The sequence below is a fragment of the Streptomyces sp. NPDC053076 genome, assembly GCF_044546845.1.
Lineage (GTDB): Bacteria > Actinomycetota > Actinomycetes > Streptomycetales > Streptomycetaceae > Streptomyces.
The window spans coordinates 328961-350144 of sequence record NZ_JBITZL010000006.1; the positions used below are offsets into that span (position 1 = coordinate 328961).

Below are 21184 nucleotides of genomic sequence, written 5' to 3' on the forward strand. Positions count from 1 at the left end.
CCGGCTCCGCGGGGGCGAACGGACCCGGACGGCCGAACGCCGTCGGTGCGTCCGGCCGGACCCCCGCGGGAAAGGGGTGGGTGGTCCCCATTGGGGTGGGGATCAACCGCCCGGGTCCCTGGAGGGCCCGCTCAGAGGCCTCACCGGGTCGACCCCAGCCCGGTGAGGCCTCGCACTTCGCCCCTGCCCCGCCCATATGTCGGCACGCCGTGCCAGCAATCACGGCATCATGTGACAGGTATCACCGCTCAGGTGTGACCCGCGATTTAGAGGGCCCCCGGAAGCAGAGATAACCTGCGAGACGGACATGCCGCGCGCTCGGACACCGTGTGCGCTTCCCTAGTGACAGCGGACGTCACGTTGCCCTTCGCGGCACGCCCACGCATCCAACGAACCGCGAGATCACTGATAGGGACGGAAGCGCGTGGACCTGTTCGAGTACCAGGCGAGGGACCTCTTCGCCAAGCACGATGTACCGGTGCTGGCCGGTGAAGTCATCGACACGCCTGAGGCGGCGCGCGAGATCACCGAGCGGCTGGGCGGCAAGTCCGTCGTCAAGGCGCAGGTGAAGGTCGGTGGTCGCGGCAAGGCCGGTGGCGTCAAGCTGGCCGCCTCCGCGGACGAGGCCGTCGCCCGTGCGACGGACATCCTCGGCATGGACATCAAGGGCCACACGGTCCACAAGGTGATGATCGCCGAGACCGCCCCGGAGATCGTCGAGGAGTACTACGTCTCCTTCCTCCTCGACCGTGCCAACCGCACCTTCCTCTCCATCGCCTCCGTCGAGGGCGGCATGGAGATCGAGGAGGTGGCGGCCACCCGTCCGGAGGCCGTCGCCAAGATCGCGATCGACGCCATCGACGGCGTGGACGAGGCCAAGGCCCGCGAGATCGTCGAGGCCGCCAAGTTCCCGGCCGAGGTCGCGGACAAGGTCGTCAACGTCCTGATCAAGCTGTGGGACACCTTCATCAAGTCGGACGCCCTCCTCGTCGAGGTCAACCCGCTCGCGAAGGTCGCCTCCGGTGAGGTCATCGCCCTCGACGGCAAGGTGTCGCTCGACGAGAACGCCGAGTTCCGCCACCCCGAGTACGAGGAGCTCCACGACAAGGCCGCGGCCAACCCGCTCGAGGCCGCTGCCAAGGAGAAGGGCCTCAACTACGTCAAGCTCGACGGCGAGGTCGGCATCATCGGCAACGGCGCCGGTCTCGTGATGAGCACCCTGGACGTCGTCGCGTACGCCGGTGAGAACCACGGCGACGTCAAGCCCGCCAACTTCCTGGACATCGGCGGTGGCGCCTCCGCCCAGGTGATGGCGAACGGCCTGGAGATCATCCTGGGCGACCCGGACGTCAAGTCCGTCTTCGTGAACGTCTTCGGTGGCATCACCGCCTGCGACGAGGTCGCCAACGGCATCGTGCAGGCCCTGAAGCTTCTGGAGGACCGCGGCGAGAAGGTCGAGAAGCCGCTCGTCGTCCGCCTCGACGGCAACAACGCCGAGCTCGGCCGGAAGATCCTCACGGACGCCAACCACCCGCTGGTGCAGCGCGTCGACACCATGGACGGCGCGGCCGACAAGGCCGCCGAGCTGGCCCACGCCGCCAAGTAAGCACTCAGGACGAGGACACCAACACACATGGCTATCTGGCTCAACAAGGACAGCAAGGTCATCGTCCAGGGCATGACCGGTGCCACCGGCATGAAGCACACGAAGCTCATGCTGGGCGACGGCACCAATGTCGTGGGCGGCGTGAACCCGCGCAAGGCGGGTCAGACCGTGGAATTCGAAGGCACCGAGGTACCGGTCTTCGGCACCGTCAAGGAGGCCATCGAGAAGACCGGCGCCAACGTCTCCGTCATCTTCGTGCCGGAGAAGTTCACCAAGGACGCGGTCGTCGAGGCCATCGACGCCGAGATCGCGCTGGCCGTCGTGATCACCGAGGGCATCGCCGTGCACGACACGGCCGCCTTCTGGGCGTACGCCGGCAAGAAGGGCAACAAGACCCGGATCATCGGCCCGAACTGCCCCGGCATCATCACCCCGGGCCAGTCGAACGTCGGCATCATCCCGGGCGACATCACCAAGCCGGGCCGCATCGGCCTGGTGTCGAAGTCCGGCACGCTGACGTACCAGATGATGTACGAGCTGCGGGACATCGGCTTCTCCACCGCCGTCGGCATCGGTGGTGACCCGATCATCGGCACCACGCACATCGACGCGCTGGCCGCCTTCCAGGACGACCCCGACACCGACCTGATCGTGATGATCGGTGAGATCGGCGGCGACGCCGAGGAGCGGGCCGCGGCCTTCATCAAGGAGAACGTGACCAAGCCGGTCGTCGGCTACGTCGCGGGCTTCACCGCGCCCGAGGGCAAGACCATGGGTCACGCGGGCGCCATCGTCTCCGGCTCCTCCGGCACCGCACAGGCCAAGAAGGAAGCCCTGGAGGCCGCCGGCGTCAAGGTCGGCAAGACCCCGACCGAGACGGCCAAGCTCGCCCGGGAGATCCTGAGCGCCTGAGCTTCTCGACTCCAAGCCGGTAGGCCCGTTCCCCGAGGTCGGGGGCGGGCCTACCGGCGTTGTCGCTCACGACACCGGCTGGTGCCGCACCGACGGATCGCACCAACGGATCGCACCGACGGGTGCCGCAGCGGTGTGCCGCAGCGGCGGGTCGCACCGGTGGGCGCCGCAGCGGTGTGGCGCATCGGCGGGTGCCGCGCCGGCGGATCGCCGCTGCGGCGGGATGCCGCAGTGGCGGGCCGGCGCAGGGCTCACTTCGGTTCGGGTGCCAGCCGTTCCGGCCCGCTGGTCTCCGCTCGCCGCAACTTCGCTCGCAGCGCCTGTTCGTCCCGCGACAACGGGCCCGACCCGATGGGGGGCGGGACTCCCTGTACCGCCTGGGCCGGGGCCACCGGCGCCTCGTACCGCGTCGGCGCCGTCCTCAGCGTGAGCGTCGTCGCGCCGATGATCGTCACCGTGAACGCGATGGCCGCCCGGGTCCAGAAGACGTTGCGGCGTTCGCAGCCGGTCCGGACGGTCGGCGGTCTGGCCGCGCTCAGCCGCTCGGCCGAGGCCAGCACGAGCAGCCGGCGATGGAGCTCGGCGGGATCGGCCAGCTCCGGCACCCGCGCGGCCACCACCTCCCGCGCATGGGTCAGCCGGTTCGCCGCGGCCGGCGTGCTCGCCTCCGTCTCCGCCGCCGTCTCCGGCAGGTCCAGGCCCACACCGTCGTACAGGACGAGCGTGCGCCGGTACGACGGCGGCAGCGTGAGCAGCGCGTGCAGCAGTTCCCGGTCGGCGGGGTCGGCGGGCGGGGGTTCCGGCGACCGGTAGCGAGGGCGGAAGCGGTGCCAGGGGGAGAGCGCGCAGTCGTACGCCACCGCCCGCACCCAGCCGGCCGGATCCCGGTCCTGGGCCACTTCCGGCCAGCGCTGCCAGGCCAGCTGGAAGGCACGTTCCACTGCCTCGCGGGCCAGCTCCCGGCGCCCGGTGAGCAGATAGGTCTGGCGTGCGAGGGCCGGGGCGCAGAACGCGTAGAGCGCGTCGAATGCCTGATCGGGCGTCAGAGCCCGGGGACGGTCGGACATGGCGGCCGTGGCGGCCTGTTGCTCCGGTTCCCCCATTGCGGTGGCCGGGTCCGCTCGGCCGGGCGTCCTCTGAGCCGACGTCAGCGAGCGCGACAGGCGCAGGCGTCGGCGTTTGCCCGGCGGTGGCGGCGGGCCGGCAGGATGCTGCGTCGTCGTCACCATGCGCCCTTTCGTGCGAAAAAGAACATAAACATATATTGAGCGACACTTCGGTGGTTCGCCTGTTACGCCGGGAAAGCGCGTGTCGTTGGGAGCATGGCGGCGTGATCCAGATGACCGCTCGTCGTTCGTCGCTGTCGCCCCTGCGCTCCCGGTTGCGCGACCGCTCGCCCGGACTCGCCGCGAGCCTGCTGGGCGGCGCCGTCGCGGCCGGACTGGGCCTCGGTTCCCTGGCCGTGCTCGTCATGGTGCTGTGGGTCAGCTCGCCGTACCCGGACAGCGGGCCGGGCGAGGCGCTGCACGTCGCCGCCGCCCTGTGGCTGCTGGCGCACGGCGTGGAACTGGTCCGCACGGACACGCTGTCCGGTGCGCCGATGCCCGTCGGCGTCACCCCGTTGTTGCTGCTCACCCTCCCGGTGTGGCTGGTGTACCGGGCGGCACGGGACGCCACCGACGCCTCCACCGAGCCGGACGGCCCGCCGCCGGTGCCGGCGCGTACCGCGTGGACGGGCGTGGTCCTCGGCTATCTGGGTGTCGGTGCCGCGGCGGTGCTGTACTGCTCCGGCGGCGAACTGCGCCCGGAGTGGGTCCGGGTGACGATGTGTCTGCCGGTGGTCGCGGCCGGCGCGGCGGGTGCCGGGGTGTGGTCGGCGTACGGTCACCCGCGCGAGCCCCTGCTGAGCGTGCTGGCGGTGCTGCCGGGACCGGTGCGACGACTGGTGTTCGGCGCGGACGAACGTGCCCGGTTGGGCGCGGCCGTACGGGCCGCCGGTGCCGCGACGGCGGTGCTCTTGGGGGGCGGGGCCCTGCTGGTCGGGGCGTCACTGGTGTGGCACGGCGAGCCGGCGCGGGCGTCGTTCCTGCAGCTGACGGCGGGTTGGACGGGGCGGTTCGCCGTGCTGCTGCTCGGTGTGGCCCTGATCCCCAACGCCGCGGTGTGGGCCGCGTCCTACGCGCTCGGCCCCGGCTTCGTCCTCGGCACCGGGCACCTCGTCAGTCCGCTCGCGTCCCACCCGGCCCCACAGCTGCCGCCGTTCCCGCTGCTGGCCGCGGTGCCGGATCCAGGTGCCGGTACGCCGCAGAACTGGGCGGCGGGGCTGGTGCCGGCGGTGGCCGGGATGACGGCGGGGTGGTTCGTGGCGCGGGCGGCCGTGCGGCGGCCGGAGCCCGGGGAACAGGCGCGGGCCCGCTGGTCGGCCGCCCGGACCTGCGGAGTGGTCCTGCTGACGGCCGCGGTCTGCGCGGCGGTGCTGGCGCTGCTCGCCTTTGCGGCGGGCGGTCCCCTGGGCGTGGCCGCGCTGGCCCGCCTCGGCCCGCCGTGGTGGCTGACCGGGGGAGCGGCCGGGGTCTGGACGCTGGTGTTCGCACTGCCGGTGGCGCTGCTCGCGCGGGCCTGGCGGCTGCGCCGCCGACGCGCGGGCCACGGCGGGATCCCGGTGCAGGGCGCGGGCGCGGGGAGCGCGGCCGGGCAGGCGGCGAGGGGCGGCGACGGGGCGAGGGGCGGCGACGGGGCGAGGGGCGGCGACGGGGTGAAGGGCGCCGACAGGGCGAGAGGCGGCGACGGGGTGAAGGGCGCCCACGGGGTGAAGGTCGGCGACGCGGGGAAGGTCGGCGACGCGGGGAAGGGCGGCACGGTGACCGTGCCGTCGACGGCCGCGGGGAAGGCGGAGGAGCCGGTGAGCGCCGAGCAGACGGGGCCCGGGGTGGTGCCGGTCCCGGATGCGGCCGACGCGGACGCTGCCGTGCGGACCGCCGGGGCGCCGGCCCTGGCCGACGCAGCCGCGGGCAAGGGGGCGGACGGGGCCGACGGGGCCGCGGACGGTTCCGGGTTCTGGTCCCGAGCCAAGGGAGCCGGCAAGGAGAAGGAGGCGCTCAAGGGGAGGAGATCCGCGAGGGGGCAGACGGCGGCCTCTGGCGGTACGACCGAGGTCGCGGAGGAGGACCTGTACGACTTCGTCCCCGCCGAAGATCCGTTCCCGACCCCGTTCACCGAGCCCTACCCCGGGGACTGGCACGACGACGTCGCCCGCGCCTCCCGCTGGGCGGCCCTGAGGGAGGTCGCATCCCAGGACGCCACCGACCCCGCCTCCTGGCCGACCCCCGAGCCTCGCCTGGAGCCGCATGGTGAGTCGCGGCCGGAGTCGCACGGTGAGCTTCGCCTGGAGCCGCATGGTGAGTCGCGGCTGGAGTCGGACGGTGAGCTTCGCCTGGAGCCGCATGGTGAGTCGCGGCTGGAGTCGCACGGTGAGCTTCGCCCGGAGCCGCATGGTGAGTCGCGGCCGGAGTCGGACGGTGAGCCTTGCCCGGAGCCGCATGGTGAGTCGCGGCTGGAGTCGGACGGTGAGCTTCGCCCGGAGCCGCATGGTGAGTCGCGGCCGGAGTCGGACGGTGAGCCTTGCCCGGAGCCGCATCGTGAGTCGCGGCCGGAGTCGCACGGTGAGCCTCGCCCGGAGCCGCACCGCGAGCCTCGCCCGGAGCCGCACGGTGAATCTCGGCCGGAGCCGCACGGTGAATCTCGGCCGGAGTCCCACCGCGAGCCCCGCCGCGAGGCCAGCCCCGGCCCACGTACCGATCCCCGGCCGGATTCCGCCGAGTGAGCGGCCTCAGTCGTCCTGCGAGCCCAGGACGCCGCGGAGTTCTCGCGGCAGCAGGGTCTCGCAGGACTGCTTGGCCTCGTGGGTGAGGGCGTCGCCGACGCAGGTGTAGTAGTCGCGGTAGACCAGCTGGACGGTGAACGTCGAGGCGACCAGGACCAGGGCCAGGGAGGCTGTGATCAGGCCGCCGACGGCCGCTGTCGTCTGCGGCCGACCGGCCGGAGCCGCCGGGGCTGACGGAGCCACCGGGTTCGACGGGTCCGTCGGGCTCGCCGGGGCGCCCGGGGCCGGGCGGCGCGGCTTGGCGCGCAGCGCGCTGCTGCCCCAGTACAGGGCCAGGGCGCCCAGCAACAGGGCCACGTACGGCCAGCTGAACAGGACGAAGAAGACCGACCACATGCCCGAGAGCAGGGCGTACCGCGCACGGCGCTGCGCCGGGTCCGTCGGATCCCAGCGCATGCCGGGGCCGGTCGGCCCGCCGGGCCCCTGCGGGCCGCCGCCCGGTCGCTCGCCGAAGCCGCCGGGGGAACGGCCGGGCTGCTGGTCGCTCCACTGACCGCCCCAGGGCGAACCGCCACCGGGTCCTTGACCACCACCGGGCCCCTGACCGCCCCCGGGAGCCTGACCGTGCCCCTGACCGGGTCCTTGACCCGCGCCTTGTCCCTGACCGTAGCCCGGCTGCCCGTGCTCCTGCCCCGGACCGCCCCAGCCGGGACCGTGGTCGTGACCATGACCATGACCATGACCATGACCGTAGCCCTGCCCTGAAGAGCCACCGGGATGACGCGGCTGCCACGGCCGGTCCGGCGTACCCTCCGGCGGCGGCGCGAACGGATTGTCCTCCTGCCGGCCACCGTCTCGCCCGGAACCGTTCTGCCCGGAACCGCCCTGCCCGGAACCGCCCTGCCCGGAACCGCCCTGCCCGGAACCGTTCTGCCCGGAACCGTCCGTTCCCGAGCCGCCCTGCCCCGAGCCGTCCGCCCCGGAACCACCCCGAGCGGAGCCGCCGTTGCCCGCGCCGCCGTTGCCCGTGCCGCCCTGCCCGGAGCCGTCGGGGCCGCCGCCTGGGGTCCGCGCCGGGGGCCAGGCCGGACGCTCCCGCAGCAGTGCGGCGCCACGCTCGCCTCCCTGGGCCGGGCGCGGCGGGAACGTGAGGAGTCGCAGGCTGCGATCGGGCATCAAAAGAGCGTCTTCCCCTAGGTGACTACGGCAGTCCGACGTGAGCTTCCACCCCGTGAACGCACCGCACGACGACCGCGTTCCCGAGGTTGCTCTTTCGTGATTCCTTGCGAACGCTACCTGCCGGTCGGCCACCCGTCCCGAGGGGCCCTTCCGGAGTGCCGGTATCGTTGCTGGCGGTCGGCCGCTTCGTAGACTTCCCCGTATGCGGGGGTGCGAAGCATTCGTAGGACTGTACAAACCGGCCGTGCACGGATCGCAACCCGAGAAAGGGCCCCATCGTGGCCGCCACCTCCGCCGGCCCGGCAGTCAAGCGCCTCGTCGTGCTGGTCTCCGGCTCCGGCACCAATCTGCAGGCGCTGCTGGACGAGATCGCCGCCCTCGGTGCCGAGGAGTACGGCGCGCAGGTCGTGGCCGTGGGCGCCGACCGTACCGGTGTCGAGGGGCTGGCCCGCGCCGAGCGCGCCGGGATCCCCACCTTCGTGTGCAAGGTGAAGGACCACGGCTCGCGGGAGGAGTGGGACGCCGCCCTCGCCGGAGCCGTGGCCGCGTACGAGCCCGACCTCGTCGTCTCCGCCGGTTTCATGAAGATCGTGGGCAAGGAGTTCCTGGCCCGCTTCGGTGGACGCTTCGTCAACACCCACCCCGCCCTGCTCCCCAGTTTTCCCGGCGCCCACGGCGTCCGTGACGCGCTCGCGTACGGCGCCAGGGTCACCGGCTGCACCGTCCACTTCGTCGACGACGGCGTCGACACCGGCCCGATCATCGCTCAGGGCGTGGTCGAGGTCCGGGACGAGGACGACGAGAGCGCGCTGCACGAGCGCATCAAGGAAGTCGAGCGAAGGCTGCTCGTCGAGGTCGTGGGGCGGCTCGCCCGCAACGGCTATCGCATTGAGGGACGAAAGGTAGTTATCCAGTGACCGCCGAGAGCAACAAGCGGGCCATCCGTCGCGCGCTCGTCAGCGTCTACGACAAGACCGGCCTGGAGGAGCTGGCCCGCGGGCTGCACGAGGCCGGTGTGGAGCTGGTCTCCACCGGGTCCACGGCCGGCCGGATCGCCGCCGCCGGCGTCCCCGTCACCAAGGTCGAGGAGCTGACCGGCTTCCCCGAGTGCCTGGACGGCCGGGTCAAGACGCTGCACCCGAAGGTGCACGCGGGCATCCTCGCCGACCTGCGCCTGGACAGCCACCGCGAGCAGCTCGCCGAGCTCGGCGTGGAGCCGTTCGACCTGGTCGTGGTCAACCTCTACCCGTTCCGGGAGACGGTCGCCTCCGGCGCCTCGCCCGACGAGTGCGTCGAGCAGATCGACATCGGCGGCCCCTCGATGGTCCGCGCCGCCGCCAAGAACCACCCGTCCGTGACCGTGGTCACCAGCCCGGAGCGGTACGCCGACGTCCTCGCCGCGGTGAAGGACGGCGGCTTCGACCTCGCCGCCCGCAAGCGGCTGGCCGCCGAGGCGTTCCGGCACACGGCCGAGTACGACATCGCCGTCGCCTCCTGGTTCGCCTCGTCGTACGCCCCGGCCGGTGCCGCGTCCGACAGCGGTTCCGCCGCGGCGGCCTTCCCCGAGTTCATCGGCACCACCCTGGAGCGCGCGCACACCCTGCGCTACGGCGAGAACCCGCACCAGCCCGCCGCCCTCTACGCCTCCGGCGAGGGCGGACTCGCGGCGGCCGAGCAGCTGCACGGCAAGGAGATGTCGTACAACAACTACACGGACACGGACGCCGCCCGCCGTGCCGCGTACGACCACGCCGAGCCCTGCGTCGCGATCATCAAGCACGCCAACCCCTGCGGCATCGCGGTCGGCGCGGACGTCGCCGAGGCGCACCGCAAGGCCCACGCCTGTGACCCGGTCTCCGCGTACGGCGGTGTGATCGCCGTGAACCGGCCCGTCAGCAAGGAGATGGCCGAGCAGGTCGCGGAGATCTTCACCGAGGTCATCGTGGCCCCGGACTACGAGGAGGGCGCGCTGGAGGCCCTCACCAAGAAGAAGAACATCCGCGTGCTGCGCTGCCCCGACGCCCCGGCCCACCCGGTCGAGGTCAAGCCGATCGACGGCGGCGCGCTGCTCCAGGTCGCCGACCGGCTCCAGGCCGAGGGCGACGAGCCGGCCAACTGGACGCTGGCCAGCGGCGAGGCGCTCGCCCCCGAGGAGCTGGCGCAGCTGGCCTTCGCCTGGAAGGCGTGCCGCGCGGTGAAGTCCAACGCGATCCTGCTCGCCAAGGACGGCGCCTCGGTCGGCGTCGGCATGGGCCAGGTCAACCGGGTCGACTCCTGCAAGCTGGCCGTGGAGCGGGCCGGCGAGGAGAGGGCCCGGGGTGCCTACGCGGCCTCCGACGCCTTCTTCCCCTTCCCCGACGGCCCGCAGATCCTCATCGACGCCGGCGTCCGGGCGATCGTCCAGCCGGGCGGTTCGATCCGGGACGAGTCGGTCGTGGAGGCCGCCAAGAAGGCGGGCGTGACGATGTACTTCACCGGCACGCGCCACTTCTTCCACTGAGCCGCCGACCGCACGGAGCGCCGGCCGCACCGAGCGCCGGCCGCACCGAGCGCCGGCCGCACTGAGCGGCCTGGTCCCGCCCGTCCTCCGACGGGCGGGACCACGTCTGTCTGGACCGTGTCTGTCTGGACCGCGTCTGTCACGCCTGTTCAGACAGATCCCGGCACCGACGCGACTGGGCTGTGCCCCTCCCAGGAGGGGCACAGCCCAGTCGTACGTCGGGCCCGTGCGCTCAGTAGCGCGGACGGTTGAACCAGGCCGTACCGCTCGGGACGACCGGGGCGGCGGTGATCACGGCCGCGAACACCACCCAGATGAGCGGGAAGATCACCGCCGAGGCGAGACCGGAGTCCATGCCGACGAAGAGCATGATCAGACCGACGACGCCGCCGAGCGCGCCGTAGACCACCGTGGTGATGCGCACGCCCTGGGCGCCGCGGCCGAACTTCACACCCAGCGTGATGGACAGCGCGGCCAGGCCCAGCGCGATCAGCGCGAAGAACACGATCAGGCCCGCGGCCATGTGGCCGCCGTCACCGATCGAGTCGAACGGGTTGTCGTCGGACGAGCTGCCCAGTTCGTCCGCCTTGTTCGACACGTCGTTGACGAACGCCGCGATGTACAGCCAGATGAGGCCCCCGATGATCTGCACCGCGGAGATCAGGTACAGGAACACCCGTGCCGTCACGAGCAGGCCCGGCATGGACTGAGGCATCGCGTTGGCGCCCGGGTAACCGGGGTAGGCGGCCTGCTGCGGGTAGGCGTAGCCCTGCGGCGGGACGCCGGGCTGCTGGGGGTAGCCGTAGCCGGGAGCGGCCGGCGGCTGCTGCGGCGGCGCGCCGTAGGGATTGTTCGGGTCGCCAAAGCTCATGGCGGTCTTCCTCCGTTGCGTTGCTCAAGTGCGGGGACGACACGCGGCACGGTTCGGAGGAGAGTTCTACAGATGCGGTCCGTCCCCCCGGCACTGCCCGCGGCACTGTGTGCTCATCGTTCTTTAACGGGCTCTTACTTGTCCAGCCGGATACGTCAGGTGTTGTGCAAGTGCAACATCCCTGATCATGCTGTGACACCCGGATTGGAACCGGGACCGGGTCATCCGCGAGGATGGGTACATGACCGCCCAGATTCTCGATGGCAAGGCCACCGCAGCAGCGATCAAGTCCGATCTGACCGTCCGCGTGGCGGCGCTGAAGGAGAAGGGCGTCACGCCCGGCCTCGGCACGATCCTGGTCGGGGACGACCCCGGCAGCCAGAAGTACGTCGCCGGCAAGCACCGCGACTGCGCCCAGGTGGGCATCGCCTCCATCCAGCGTGAGCTGCCGGCCACGGCCACGCAGGAGGAGATCGAGGCGGTCGTCCGCGAGTTGAACGAGGACCCGGCCTGCACCGGCTACATCGTCCAGCTGCCGCTGCCCAAGGGCATCGACGAGAACCGCATCCTGGAGCTGATGGACCCGGCCAAGGACGCCGACGGCCTGCACCCGATGAACCTCGGCCGCCTGGTCCTGAACGAGCCCGCCCCGCTGCCCTGCACCCCCAACGGCATCCTCAGCCTGCTGCGGGCACACGGCGTGGAGATCAAGGGTGCCGAGGTCGTGGTCGTCGGCCGCGGTGTCACCATCGGCCGTCCGATGCCGCTGCTGCTGACCCGGCGCAGCGAGAACGCCACCGTCACCCAGTGCCACACCGGTACCCGTGACCTCTCCGCCCACCTGAAGCGGGCCGACATCATCGTCGCGGCGGCCGGCTCCCCGCACCTGATCCGTGCCGAGGACGTCAAGGCGGGTGTGGCCGTCCTGGACGTCGGCGTCTCCCGCAACGCCGAGGGAAAGATCGTCGGCGACGTCCACCCCGACGTGCTCGAGGTGGCCGGCTGGATCTCCCCCAATCCCGGCGGTGTCGGTCCGATGACCCGGGCGCAGCTGCTGGTCAACGTGGTCGAGGCGGCGGAGCGCAGTGCCGGCTGACGACTCCCGCGGGCCCGCGGAACCGACCGTGCGCGACGCGATCAGCGCCCCCGACTCCGAGGGGCGTCCGCGTCGCGTCACCCGCCGCTTCCCGCTGTTCACCAAGGACACCGCCCGGCCCGAGGGCGGCGGCCGGGCCGCGGCCGGCGACGCCCCTGCGCCCGCCCGGCAGTGGCCGATGCTCCTCGTCACCGGCCTGGTGGCGATCGGCCTGCTGGTGACCGCGCTGGACGCGTTCCGTCCGGGGACCCTGCTCATCGGCGTCGCGCTGCTGGTCGGCGCGGTGCTGCGCTGGCTGCTGCCGGGCGTCGGCATGCTCGCCGTGCGCTCCCGCTTCACGGACATCGTCACCTACGGCATCCTCGGTCTGGCGATCATCCTGCTGGCGCTGATGATCCAGCCCGACCCGCTGCTGAAGCTGCCGTTCCTCAAGGACATCCTGCACTTCACGCTCGCCAAGTAGCGCACGTGCTACGGCAGACGGCCCGCGCCTCCCCCGGGGACGCGGGCCATCGCCGTATCCCCCTGCCCGACGCTGTGCCCGCCCCGCGCCGCCCCGCGCCCGTCCCCGGGCTGAACCGCCGTACCGCCAAGGGCTGAACCGCCGTACCACCACGGGCTGAACCGCCGTACCACCACGGGCTGAACCGCCGTACCATCACGGGCGGTAGCCGAGCGGGTCCTGTGGCTTCCGCGGTACCGCGCTCGGTTGACTCCGGGATCCACCCGTGCGAGTTACCTTGCGGCGATGCGGCCGAGGACCCCCGCCCGCTCGTCGCGGACACGCTGATCGCGACGGCCATGGCCGTGGTGGCCGTCCTGCTCGGGCGGGAGTCACGGTCGCAGGGATGGCCGGAACTCGACGCCCGCGCCTACGTTCTCGTCGCCCTCGCCCACCTCCCGGCCGCCCTGCGCGGCCTCCGTGTGCGGCCAGGCGCTATGACCAGGCTCGACCTGGGCAGCCGGGCACAGGCGGTGGTACTGGCGTACGAGACGGGACTGGTGATCCCCCGGCGGATGACCCCGGAGCCCCGCGCGTGTGCGCCCCGCCCCGGGAACTGGGATCCTTGGTCAGCGCATCCCTGTGGGTGGCCTGGGGTCATGCGCGGGATCGACAGCACGACCGGGGGAAGAGGGGGAACCCATGCCTCGTTGGAAAGCCCTGCCGGAGGATCTGGACCCGCAGATCAGGGAGTTCACCGGCCGGCTACGGCAACTGGTGGACCGCAGCGGTCTGAGCGTCGCGGCACTGGCCGACCGGACGGGCTACAGCAAGACGTCCTGGGAGCGGTACCTGGGCGGCGGGCTTCTGGCGCCCAAGGGCGCGGTCATCGCGCTCGCCGAGGCGACCGGCACCCACCCCGGTCATCTGACCACCCTGTGGGAGCTTGCCGAACGCGCCTGGAGCCGGGCGGAGATGCGGCACGACACCACCATGGACGCACTCCGCATCTCGCAGGCGCGTGCCGCGCTCGGGGAGACAGGCGCGACTCCGGAGAAGGCCATGAGGACGACCGCCCGGCGTGGTGGCGGGGCCGCCGCCGTGCCGGGGATCGCGGGCCCCGCCGGTGTCTCGCCGACGCTCCCCGCCCAGTCGGCGAGCCCGGGAACCGGCGCCCGCGACAGTACCGTCGGCGGCAGTGCCGCTCGGGACAGTGCCGTCGGCGGCCCGGCCGACGCCGGTGCTTCGCTGCCCGTCAAGAACTCCTGGGGGCTGGCCGGTTACCGGGGGCCGTCGCAGGCGAGCGCCCGGCCGTGCCCCTGGCCCCCGGCCGCCCCGAACGGCCCCGCCGCCCCGAACGGCCCCGCCGACACCCCGTCCGCCTCCGCCGACATCCCTTCCGGTGCCGTCTCCACCCCGCCCGGTGCCGTCTCCACCCCGTCAGGCCCCGCCTCCGCCCCGCCCGGCACGGCCGTCCCGCCCGGGGCGCCCACCCCGCCCACCCCGCCCGGCACGGTCGGCACCCCCGGCCCCACCGGCGGACAGCCCGTGGCCCCGCGCCCGGCGCCGGCCGCCGGCTGGTCGGCGCGCCGCCAGCAGGTGACGATGTTCTTCGCGGGCCTGTTCGGTGTGCTCGCCCTCATCGCCGGCGTCTTCTTCCTCACCCACCGGAACGGCGACGGCGACGGGACCCGGGGCACGGCCGCCTCACCCTCCTCGTCGGCCCGTACCCGCACCAGCCCGCCGCCCGGGGTCAAGTGCACCGGCTCCGCCTGCGCCGGCAAGGACGCCGAGGCCATGGGGTGCAGCGGCGACCTGGTGACCACGGCCAAGACCGCCACCGTCGGCACCACCACCCTGGAGGTCCGTTACAGCAGGGCGTGCGGCACGGCCTGGGGCCGGATCACCGGCGGCGCACCGGGCGACACCGTGCGGGTCACCGTGGGCAAGGAGAGGCAGACGGGTGACATCACCGCCGTCGGGGACACGATCGGGTACACCCCCATGGTCGCCGTAGGAGGCCCGGCGCAGGTCAGGGCCTGCGCCACCCTCGCGTCGGGCCAGAGCGGCTGTACGGAGTGACGGCCTGAGAAAGGGGGAGGGGGACCTGGAGGAAGAAATTCCGGGACGCGCGCATAGCCGGCCGGATCCTGGGAACGCGAACAGGTACCCCCACGGGAGTCCGGTACACCGGCACCCCCCGAGGCGGCCGTCTCCGTCCCTCCTCTCCCGGACGACGGGCGGCCGCCTTTTCGCGGGCCGCATGCCGATACGTCCCCCTGATCCCCTTGTGGGGTGAGCCACACGGCCCCGGCCGTCTCGCCTGGCGGATGCGCGATAGCCTGACCGCTGGATCTCTCTTGATACCAAGAGATCGATCATCCGCCCGGGGCAGGGACGCCCCACCGCCAGCTGTCATACGGAGAACGCCATGACCCGCACTCCCGTGAACGTCACCGTCACCGGCGCGGCCGGCCAGATCGGTTACGCCCTGCTCTTCCGCATCGCCTCCGGCCAGCTGCTCGGCGCGGACGTGCCGGTCAAGCTGCGTCTGCTGGAGATCACCCCCGCGCTCAAGGCCGCCGAGGGCACGGCCATGGAGCTGGACGACTGCGCCTTCCCGCTGCTCCAGGGCATCGACATCACGGACGACCCGAACGTCGCCTTCGACGGCGCCAACGTGGCCCTGCTGGTGGGCGCCCGCCCGCGCACCAAGGGCATGGAGCGCGGTGACCTGCTGGAGGCCAACGGCGGCATCTTCAAGCCGCAGGGCAAGGCCATCAACGACCACGCCGCGGACGACATCAAGGTGCTCGTCGTCGGCAACCCGGCCAACACCAACGCCCTCATCGCGCAGGCCGCCGCGCCGGACGTCCCGGCCGAGCGCTTCACCGCGATGACCCGCCTGGACCACAACCGCGCCCTGACCCAGCTGGCGAAGAAGACGGGCTCCACGGTCGCCGACATCAAGCGCCTGACCATCTGGGGCAACCACTCCGCCACCCAGTACCCCGACATCTTCCACGCCCAGGTCGCCGGCAAGAACGCCGCCGAGGTCGTGAACGACGAGAAGTGGCTGGCCGAGGACTTCATCCCGACCGTCGCCAAGCGCGGTGCCGCGATCATCGAGGCCCGTGGCGCCTCGTCGGCCGCCTCCGCCGCCAACGCCGCCATCGACCACGTCCACACGTGGGTCAACGGCACCGCCGAGGGCGACTGGACCTCCATGGGCATCCCGTCGGACGGCTCCTACGGCGTCCCGGAGGGCCTGATCTCCTCCTTCCCGGTCACCTGCAAGGACGGCAAGTACGAGATCGTCCAGGGCCTGGAGATCAACGAGTTCTCCCGCACCCGCATCGACGCCTCCGTCCAGGAGCTGGCGGAGGAGCGCGAGGCGGTCCGCGGCCTCGGCCTCATCTGACCTGACGTTGCGTGACCCCGGCGCCGGTGCGCTATAGTTGATCACGCACCGGCCGCCGGGAAACCGGCACCAGGTGATGCGTTGGTGGTCCAAGGAAAGACGCCCCGCTTCCTGCGGGGAGATGCAGGTGCAAGGCCTGCCCGGCGCTCCACACACGAGGCCCCCTTCCGCGGTACGCGGGAGGGGGCCTCGTCGTATCCAACCGGGCCCCGCCCTCGGCCTGAGCGCCCCGATCGCGGCGCGCTCCGTTCCGGCTGGCCCCCGCCCTCGGCCTGAGCGCCCGGTGCCGGTCCTGGCGTGGTCCGTTCCGGCCCGGTCACGCCCTCTGCCTGAGCGCCTCGATCCCGGCGCGGTCGGTGTCGTCCGGCCGTCCGTTCAGCCGGTGGACCACCACCCACCGGCCGTCGTCCACCGCCCCGGCGAACACGGACGCGTCCCCGGTCGCGCCGTTGTGCCAGCGGACCTGACCCGCCGACTGCCAGCTCACCGACGGTTCGCCCAACCGCCGTTCCACCAGCAGCCGTACGACGAGATCGGCGACGGCGCGCGGTGTCGCCCACAGGCCGCCCGCCGGGAGGATCGCCCCGTCCATCGTCCACGGCCTGCGCCGTACGCCCGGCAGCAGGCCCGGTGCCGTCAACCGCTGCCCCGGAGAGGGGTGGGCGGTCACCTCGGTGACGCCCGACGGCCGCAGGACATGGGTGTCCAGGAGTTCCTCGTAGGTGGCGCCGCCCGCGGCGGCCAGGGCCGCACCGAGGACGGCGTACCCGAGGTTGGAGTACTCCTCGTCGCCCGGCGGGCGTACCGCGACCGTGTCCAGGGTGCTGACCAGCCGCAGCAACTCCGCCCGGTCGAAGCCCGCGTACGGATCCCGGCGCCCGAGGCGCGGCGGCAGCCGGGGGAGTCCCGAGGTGTGCCGCGCCAGGTTCAGCAGGGTGACGCCCGTGCCGGGCGGCGCCGGGAGCCACCGTTCGACGGGGTCGTCGAGCCCGACCGTGCCCGTCTCCGCCATCCGGGAGAGCAACGTGCCGGTCAGCGCCTTCGTGAGGGACCCGATCTGGACGTGACGGTCCACCGCGTGTCCGCCGGTCACCCGGGGCGGGCCCGCATCGGTCAGCACACAGGTCGGGATACGGCGCACGGCGGTCCTCTCGGTCGGGGTCTGCATTCTGAGCCGCCGACCGTGACCCACCGTCGGGTTCAGGCCACCGGTTCCTCGGCCGGCGCCGGGGCCCCCGACACCGCCCGGGCGGAGCGGCCGGAGCCGCGGTACCCCGTCACGACCACGGCCGTCGCCACCAGCACCGCCACTCCCACCACCCGCAGCGCCGGCCCCATGCCGTGGCCGAAGTCGGCGTGGCCCGCCAGGGTGGTGCCGGCGACGGCGACGCCCAGGGCCGCGCCGATCTCCCGGGCCGAGGTGCCGAGGCCGGAGCCGAGGCCCGCCTGGTGCGGGGGGAGGGAGACCGCGACGCCCAGGGTGAGCGCCGGCATGGCCAGGCCGGCGCCGGCCGAGATGACCAGCAGCCAGCAGGCGTACAGGGCGTAGGGCGTGTGCGCGTCCGCCAGGGACGCGGCCAGCAGGCCCAGGCCGATCAGCGCGAGCCCGGTGCCCACGACCGGACGCGGACGCGCCGACCAGCGGGCCGCGAACTTCGGGACCAACGCCATGCCGACGATCAGGGGCACGATCGCGACCCCGGTCACCGCCGGCTCGAAGCCCTTGACCTGCTGGAGGTACTGGGAGTTGACGAAGAACAGCGCGAACAGGCCGAAGAAACCGGTCGCCAGGCCCAGCGTGCTCGCGCGCAGCTCGCCGGAGCGGAACACCCGCGGGTCGAACAGCGGGGCGTCCGAGCGCAGGGAGCGGACGGTGAACGCCGTCACCAGCAGGGCGCCGGTGCCGAACGCGGTCAGGATGCGGACCGAGGTCCAGCCGTGGCCGGGGCCCTCGATGATGCCGAACAGCATCGCGGCCAGGCCCGCGGTCAGCAGCAGGGTGCCGACCGGGTCCGGGCGGGCCGGCGCGGAGCGGGCCGTGCGCGGGGTGGTCACCGCCACCGCGGCGGCGAGGACGCCCGCCAGCGGCACCATCGCGGCGAACAGCGCCCGCCAGGACAGGAACTGACCGGCCAGGCCGCCGCCCAGATTGCCGGCCAGACCGCCCAGGCCCATGGCCAGCGTCCAGGAGGCCAGCGCCTGGGCGCGGCGCTCGGGGCCGGCCAGCTGCACCAGGATCGACATGGTCGCCGGGGTGATCAGTGCCGCCCCGGCGCCGGACAGGCCCCGGCCCGCGATCAGCAGCGCCGGGCCGGGGGCGAGCGCGCTGGTCGCGGCGCCCGCGGCGAACAGGGCCAGGCCCGTGAGCAGGGCGCCCTTGCGGCCGTACCGGTCACCGAGGGCGCCGGCCGGGATCAGCAGGCCCGCGAAGACGATGACGTAGGCGTCGACCGTCCACAGGATCGCGGTGGGCGAGGGGTGCAGGGTGGACGAACTCAGTTGCGGTATCAGCAGGTTGATGGCGGCGACCATGCTCTGCGCGACCAGCACGCAGGCGCACAGCGTGAGCAGGGTGGGGCGTTTCAGGGCGTGCGAGGGCACGGCTCCTCCCGAGGAGCTGGTGGGTGGTGTGGGATGCGCGTCCACCGTAGGCTCGGCACTGGACTGCCTTCCAGTGCAACCTTTGCAAGGGACACCTGCGCATGACGCAATCCACCGGCCTCGATCTGAATCTGCTCGTCGCGCTGGACGTCCTGCTGGAGGAGCAGAGCGTGCAGGGCGCCGCGCGCCGCCTGCACCTGTCCGAGCCGGCGATGAGCCGCACCCTCGGCCGCATCCGCAAGGCGCTCGGCGACCCGGTGCTGGTCCGCGCCGGTCGGCGGATGGTGCCGACACCGCACGCGCTGGCCGTGCGTGCCGAGGTCAGTGCCGTGGTGGAGCGCGCCCGGGCGCTGTTCGCGCCGGGCCGGGACACCGACGTGCGCACGGTGGCCCGGACGTTCACCATCCTCGGCCACGACGCGATGGCCGCCACCCATGGGCCGCCCCTGTTCGCCCGGGCCGCCCGCGAGGCGCCGGGCATCCGCCTGCGCTTCCTGAGCGAGAGCCACGTGGACGCCCCGTTCCTGCGCCAGGGCACCGCGGACCTGGAGGTCGGGGTGATCGACTCGACGGCTCCCGAGGTGCACGTGGAGACGGTGTACGAGGACCGCATGCTGGGCGTCGTGCGGGCCGGGCATCCGCTGCTCGAAGGGGAGCTGACACCGGAGCGGTTCGCCGGGGCGGCGGGGCACCTCATCGTCTCCCGGCGCGGCAGGCAGCGCGGGCCGGTCGACGACGCCCTCGCCGAGCTCGGCCTGGAGCGCAGGGTGGTGGGGAGCGTCGGCACCTACCCGGCCTCGTTGTTCGTGCTGCGCGAGACCGGGCTGATCGGGCTGATCAGCCGGCGGGGCCGCGCGCTGGCCGACACGCTCGGCCTGGTCACCTTCGAGGTCCCGCTCCGCCTGCCCGCCGTGAGCGTGGGTTTCGCCTGGCATCCCCGGCACGACGCCGACCCGGCGCACGCGTGGCTACGCCGCTGCCTACGGGAACTGATGGGGTCGGGACCGGCGGACCGGTAGCGAAGATTTCGGTGTAGCCCACTTTCATCCGTTTTGCGGTGCCTTTTCAGTGACCCCGCGCACTTTCGGCCATGGATTGCGCATGCGGTGCCGCGCCTTGGGCAGGTGGCGACGGTCCCCGAGCGTGACACGCCTGTGACAGAGGGGCACGAAACAGGAACGGAAGGCAACACCGATCATGGCGGACAGAACGGAACGACACGCCCAGGCGACCATCCACGCGGGCGGCGAGTGGCTGCAAGCGATCTCCGGCGCGACCCGGGAGATCCTCGACCCCGCGGACGCTCGCCCCTTCGCCGTGGTCGCGGAGGGTGACGAGAAGGACGCCGAGCGCGCGGTGGCCGCCGCCCGGCACGCCTTCGACCACGGCCCCTGGCCGCACACCCCGGTCGCCGAACGCGCCGCCCTGCTGCGCCGCGCAGCCGACCTGCTGGTGCGCGACCGCGAGGAGCTCGGCCTGCTGGAGAGCCGGGACGCGGGCAAGACCGCCGAGGAGGGCCGCGTCGACATCGACTGTGTCGCCGACGCCTTCCGTTACTTCGCCGATCTGGTGGCCGCCGAGGCCCCCGGCCGCGTGGTCGACGCGGGCTCGCCGGACATCCACAGCGTGGTCGTCCACGAGCCGGTGGGCGTCTGCGCGCTGATCACCCCCTGGAACTACCCGCTGCTCCAGGCCAGCTGGAAGATCGCCCCGGCGCTCGCCGCCGGCAACACCTTCGTGATCAAGCCCAGTGAGATCACCCCGATGACGACCGTCGCGCTGATCGAGCTGCTGGCGGAAGCCGGCCTCCCCGCGGGCGTGGCCAACATCGTCACCGGCCCCGGCCACACCGTCGGCGCCCGGCTCGCCGAGCACCCCGGCGTCGACCTGGTCTCCTTCACCGGCGGCCTGGTCAGCGGCACCAAGGTCGCCCAGGCCGCCGCGCCCACCGTCAAGAAGGTCGCTCTCGAACTCGGCGGCAAGAACCCCAACGTCGTCTTCGCCGACGCCTGCGCCACCGAGGAGGGCTTCGACACCGCCGTGGACCAGGCCCTCAACGCGGCCTTCATCCACAGCGGCCAGGTCTGCTCGGCCGGCGCCCGGCTCATCGTCGAGGAATCGGTCCGCGAGCGCTTCGTCGCCGAACTCGCCCGCCGGGCCCAGAAGATCCGGCTCGGACGCGGCACGGCGGACGGCGTCGAGTGCGGCCCCCTCGTCTCCGAGCAGCAGCGCGCCAAGGTCGAGGCGTACGTCGCCTCCGCGCTGGCCGAGGGCGGGGTGCTGCGCTGCGGTGGCAAGCGGCCGGAGCCGTCACCGGAACGCCCCGAGTCCGGGTACTTCTACGAGCCGACCGTCCTCGACGCCTGCCACCGCGAGATGAAGGTCGTCCGCGAGGAGGTCTTCGGCCCGGTCCTCACCGTCGAGACCTTCCACACCGAGGAGGAGGCCGTCTCCCTCGCCAACGACACCGAGTACGGCCTCGCCGGCGCGGTGTGGACCACCGACGCCGGCCGGGCCCGCCGGGTCGCCGGCCGGCTGCGGCACGGCACCGTCTGGATCAACGACTTCCACCCCTACCTGCCGCAGGCGGAGTGGGGCGGCTTCGGCAAGAGCGGCACCGGCCGCGAGCTGGGCCCCGCCGGGCTCGCCGAGTACCGCGAGACCAAGCACGTCTACCAGAACCTCGCGCCGCGCCCGGTGCGCTGGTTCGCCGGCTGAACCGGCCGGTCGAGC

16 protein-coding genes are annotated in these 21184 nt (G+C 72.9%); 11 read left to right on the forward strand and 5 right to left on the reverse strand.

What is annotated here, in order from left to right; translation table 11 throughout:
* Positions 1-424 precede the first annotated feature (424 nt).
* Positions 425-1606: an ADP-forming succinate--CoA ligase subunit beta gene (sucC, locus tag ACIGYR_RS25465; RefSeq protein ID WP_391839941.1), complete on the forward strand. Its 1182-nt coding sequence runs from the start codon at positions 425-427 to the stop codon at positions 1604-1606.
* 27 nt (positions 1607-1633) lie between these two features.
* Positions 1634-2518, forward strand: coding sequence for a succinate--CoA ligase subunit alpha (gene sucD, locus ACIGYR_RS25470; RefSeq protein WP_391839943.1), 885 nt, complete (start codon positions 1634-1636; stop codon positions 2516-2518).
* 251 nt (positions 2519-2769) lie between these two features.
* On the opposite strand, the gene ACIGYR_RS25475 is transcribed toward sucD, so the two are convergent.
* Positions 2770-3621, reverse strand: coding sequence for an RNA polymerase sigma factor (locus tag ACIGYR_RS25475; protein ID WP_399597066.1), 852 nt, complete (start codon positions 3619-3621; stop codon positions 2770-2772).
* A 236-nt stretch (positions 3622-3857) separates the two neighbouring features.
* Between ACIGYR_RS25475 and ACIGYR_RS25480 the strand changes: the two genes are divergently transcribed.
* Positions 3858-6341 (forward strand): DUF6350 family protein, encoded by a 2484-nt coding sequence (locus ACIGYR_RS25480; RefSeq protein WP_399598593.1) that lies wholly within the window; start codon positions 3858-3860, stop codon positions 6339-6341.
* Between the two features lie 6 nt (positions 6342-6347).
* Here ACIGYR_RS25480 and ACIGYR_RS25485 read toward each other — a convergent pair whose 3' ends face one another.
* Positions 6348-7517, reverse strand: a complete 1170-nt coding sequence (locus tag ACIGYR_RS25485; RefSeq protein ID WP_399597069.1) for a hypothetical protein — start codon at positions 7515-7517, stop codon at positions 6348-6350.
* 281 nt (positions 7518-7798) lie between these two features.
* On the opposite strand from ACIGYR_RS25485, the gene purN reads away from it, so the two are divergent.
* Together purN and purH are read left to right on the forward strand one after the other, a co-directional pair.
* Positions 7799-8437, forward strand: coding sequence for a phosphoribosylglycinamide formyltransferase (purN, locus tag ACIGYR_RS25490; protein ID WP_391839947.1), 639 nt, complete (start codon positions 7799-7801; stop codon positions 8435-8437).
* Entirely contained in the window at positions 8434-10020 is a 1587-nt protein-coding gene (gene purH / locus ACIGYR_RS25495; RefSeq protein ID WP_399597072.1) for a bifunctional phosphoribosylaminoimidazolecarboxamide formyltransferase/IMP cyclohydrolase, read from the forward strand. Before purN ends, purH begins: the two co-directional genes overlap by 4 nt.
* 232 nt (positions 10021-10252) lie before the next feature.
* Here purH and ACIGYR_RS25500 read toward each other — a convergent pair whose 3' ends face one another.
* A complete protein-coding gene (locus tag ACIGYR_RS25500; protein ID WP_399597074.1) occupies positions 10253-10891 on the reverse strand; it encodes a hypothetical protein in 639 nt (212 codons plus the stop codon).
* Positions 10892-11132: 241 nt separating this feature from the next.
* On the opposite strand from ACIGYR_RS25500, the gene ACIGYR_RS25505 reads away from it, so the two are divergent.
* From ACIGYR_RS25505 to ACIGYR_RS25520, 4 genes are all read left to right on the forward strand, one after another.
* A complete protein-coding gene (locus ACIGYR_RS25505) occupies positions 11133-11987 on the forward strand; it encodes a bifunctional methylenetetrahydrofolate dehydrogenase/methenyltetrahydrofolate cyclohydrolase (protein ID WP_391839953.1) in 855 nt (284 codons plus the stop codon).
* Positions 11977-12450: a DUF3017 domain-containing protein gene (locus ACIGYR_RS25510; protein WP_399597077.1), complete on the forward strand. Its 474-nt coding sequence runs from the start codon at positions 11977-11979 to the stop codon at positions 12448-12450. The genes ACIGYR_RS25505 and ACIGYR_RS25510 overlap by 11 nt, the downstream gene beginning before the upstream one ends.
* Before the next feature lie 681 nt (positions 12451-13131).
* Positions 13132-14511, forward strand: a complete 1380-nt coding sequence (locus ACIGYR_RS25515) for a DUF2690 domain-containing protein (RefSeq protein ID WP_399597080.1) — start codon at positions 13132-13134, stop codon at positions 14509-14511.
* Between the two features lie 349 nt (positions 14512-14860).
* The gene (locus ACIGYR_RS25520) at positions 14861-15850 is read left to right on the forward strand and encodes a malate dehydrogenase (protein WP_391839958.1); all 990 of its coding nucleotides are present in this window, start codon (positions 14861-14863) and stop codon (positions 15848-15850) included.
* 316 nt (positions 15851-16166) lie between these two features.
* Here the strand turns inward: ACIGYR_RS25520 and ACIGYR_RS25525 are convergent, their stop codons facing one another.
* A complete protein-coding gene (locus ACIGYR_RS25525) occupies positions 16167-17018 on the reverse strand; it encodes a serine hydrolase domain-containing protein (protein ID WP_399597084.1) in 852 nt (283 codons plus the stop codon).
* A gap of 32 nt (positions 17019-17050) precedes the next feature.
* Complete coding sequence (locus ACIGYR_RS25530; RefSeq protein ID WP_399597087.1) at positions 17051-18451, reverse strand: MFS transporter; 1401 nt, start codon at positions 18449-18451, stop codon at positions 17051-17053.
* Between the two features lie 101 nt (positions 18452-18552).
* Between ACIGYR_RS25530 and ACIGYR_RS25535 the strand changes: the two genes are divergently transcribed.
* Positions 18553-19470: a LysR family transcriptional regulator gene (locus tag ACIGYR_RS25535; RefSeq protein ID WP_399597089.1), complete on the forward strand. Its 918-nt coding sequence runs from the start codon at positions 18553-18555 to the stop codon at positions 19468-19470.
* Between the two features lie 178 nt (positions 19471-19648).
* Positions 19649-21169 (forward strand): aldehyde dehydrogenase family protein, encoded by a 1521-nt coding sequence (locus tag ACIGYR_RS25540; protein ID WP_399597091.1) that lies wholly within the window; start codon positions 19649-19651, stop codon positions 21167-21169.
* Positions 21170-21184 lie beyond the last annotated feature (15 nt).

What these genes read in the sequence shown, in the direction of transcription:
- sucD (WP_391839943.1), top strand. Translation starts at nt 1,634, where the DNA reads ATGGCTATCTGGCTCAACAAGGACAGCAAGGTCATCGTCCAGGGCATG.
- ACIGYR_RS25475 (WP_399597066.1), bottom strand. Translation starts at nt 3,621, where the DNA reads ATGGGGGAACCGGAGCAACAGGCCGCCACGGCCGCCATGTCCGACCGT.
- ACIGYR_RS25480 (WP_399598593.1), top strand. Translation starts at nt 3,858, where the DNA reads ATGACCGCTCGTCGTTCGTCGCTGTCGCCCCTGCGCTCCCGGTTGCGC.
- ACIGYR_RS25485 (WP_399597069.1), bottom strand. Translation starts at nt 7,517, where the DNA reads ATGCCCGATCGCAGCCTGCGACTCCTCACGTTCCCGCCGCGCCCGGCC.
- ACIGYR_RS25500 (WP_399597074.1), bottom strand. Translation starts at nt 10,891, where the DNA reads ATGAGCTTTGGCGACCCGAACAATCCCTACGGCGCGCCGCCGCAGCAG.
- ACIGYR_RS25505 (WP_391839953.1), top strand. Translation starts at nt 11,133, where the DNA reads ATGACCGCCCAGATTCTCGATGGCAAGGCCACCGCAGCAGCGATCAAG.
- ACIGYR_RS25515 (WP_399597080.1), top strand. Translation starts at nt 13,132, where the DNA reads ATGCCTCGTTGGAAAGCCCTGCCGGAGGATCTGGACCCGCAGATCAGG.
- ACIGYR_RS25520 (WP_391839958.1), top strand. Translation starts at nt 14,861, where the DNA reads ATGACCCGCACTCCCGTGAACGTCACCGTCACCGGCGCGGCCGGCCAG.
- ACIGYR_RS25525 (WP_399597084.1), bottom strand. Translation starts at nt 17,018, where the DNA reads ATGCAGACCCCGACCGAGAGGACCGCCGTGCGCCGTATCCCGACCTGT.
- ACIGYR_RS25535 (WP_399597089.1), top strand. Translation starts at nt 18,553, where the DNA reads ATGACGCAATCCACCGGCCTCGATCTGAATCTGCTCGTCGCGCTGGAC.
- ACIGYR_RS25540 (WP_399597091.1), top strand. Translation starts at nt 19,649, where the DNA reads ATGGCGGACAGAACGGAACGACACGCCCAGGCGACCATCCACGCGGGC.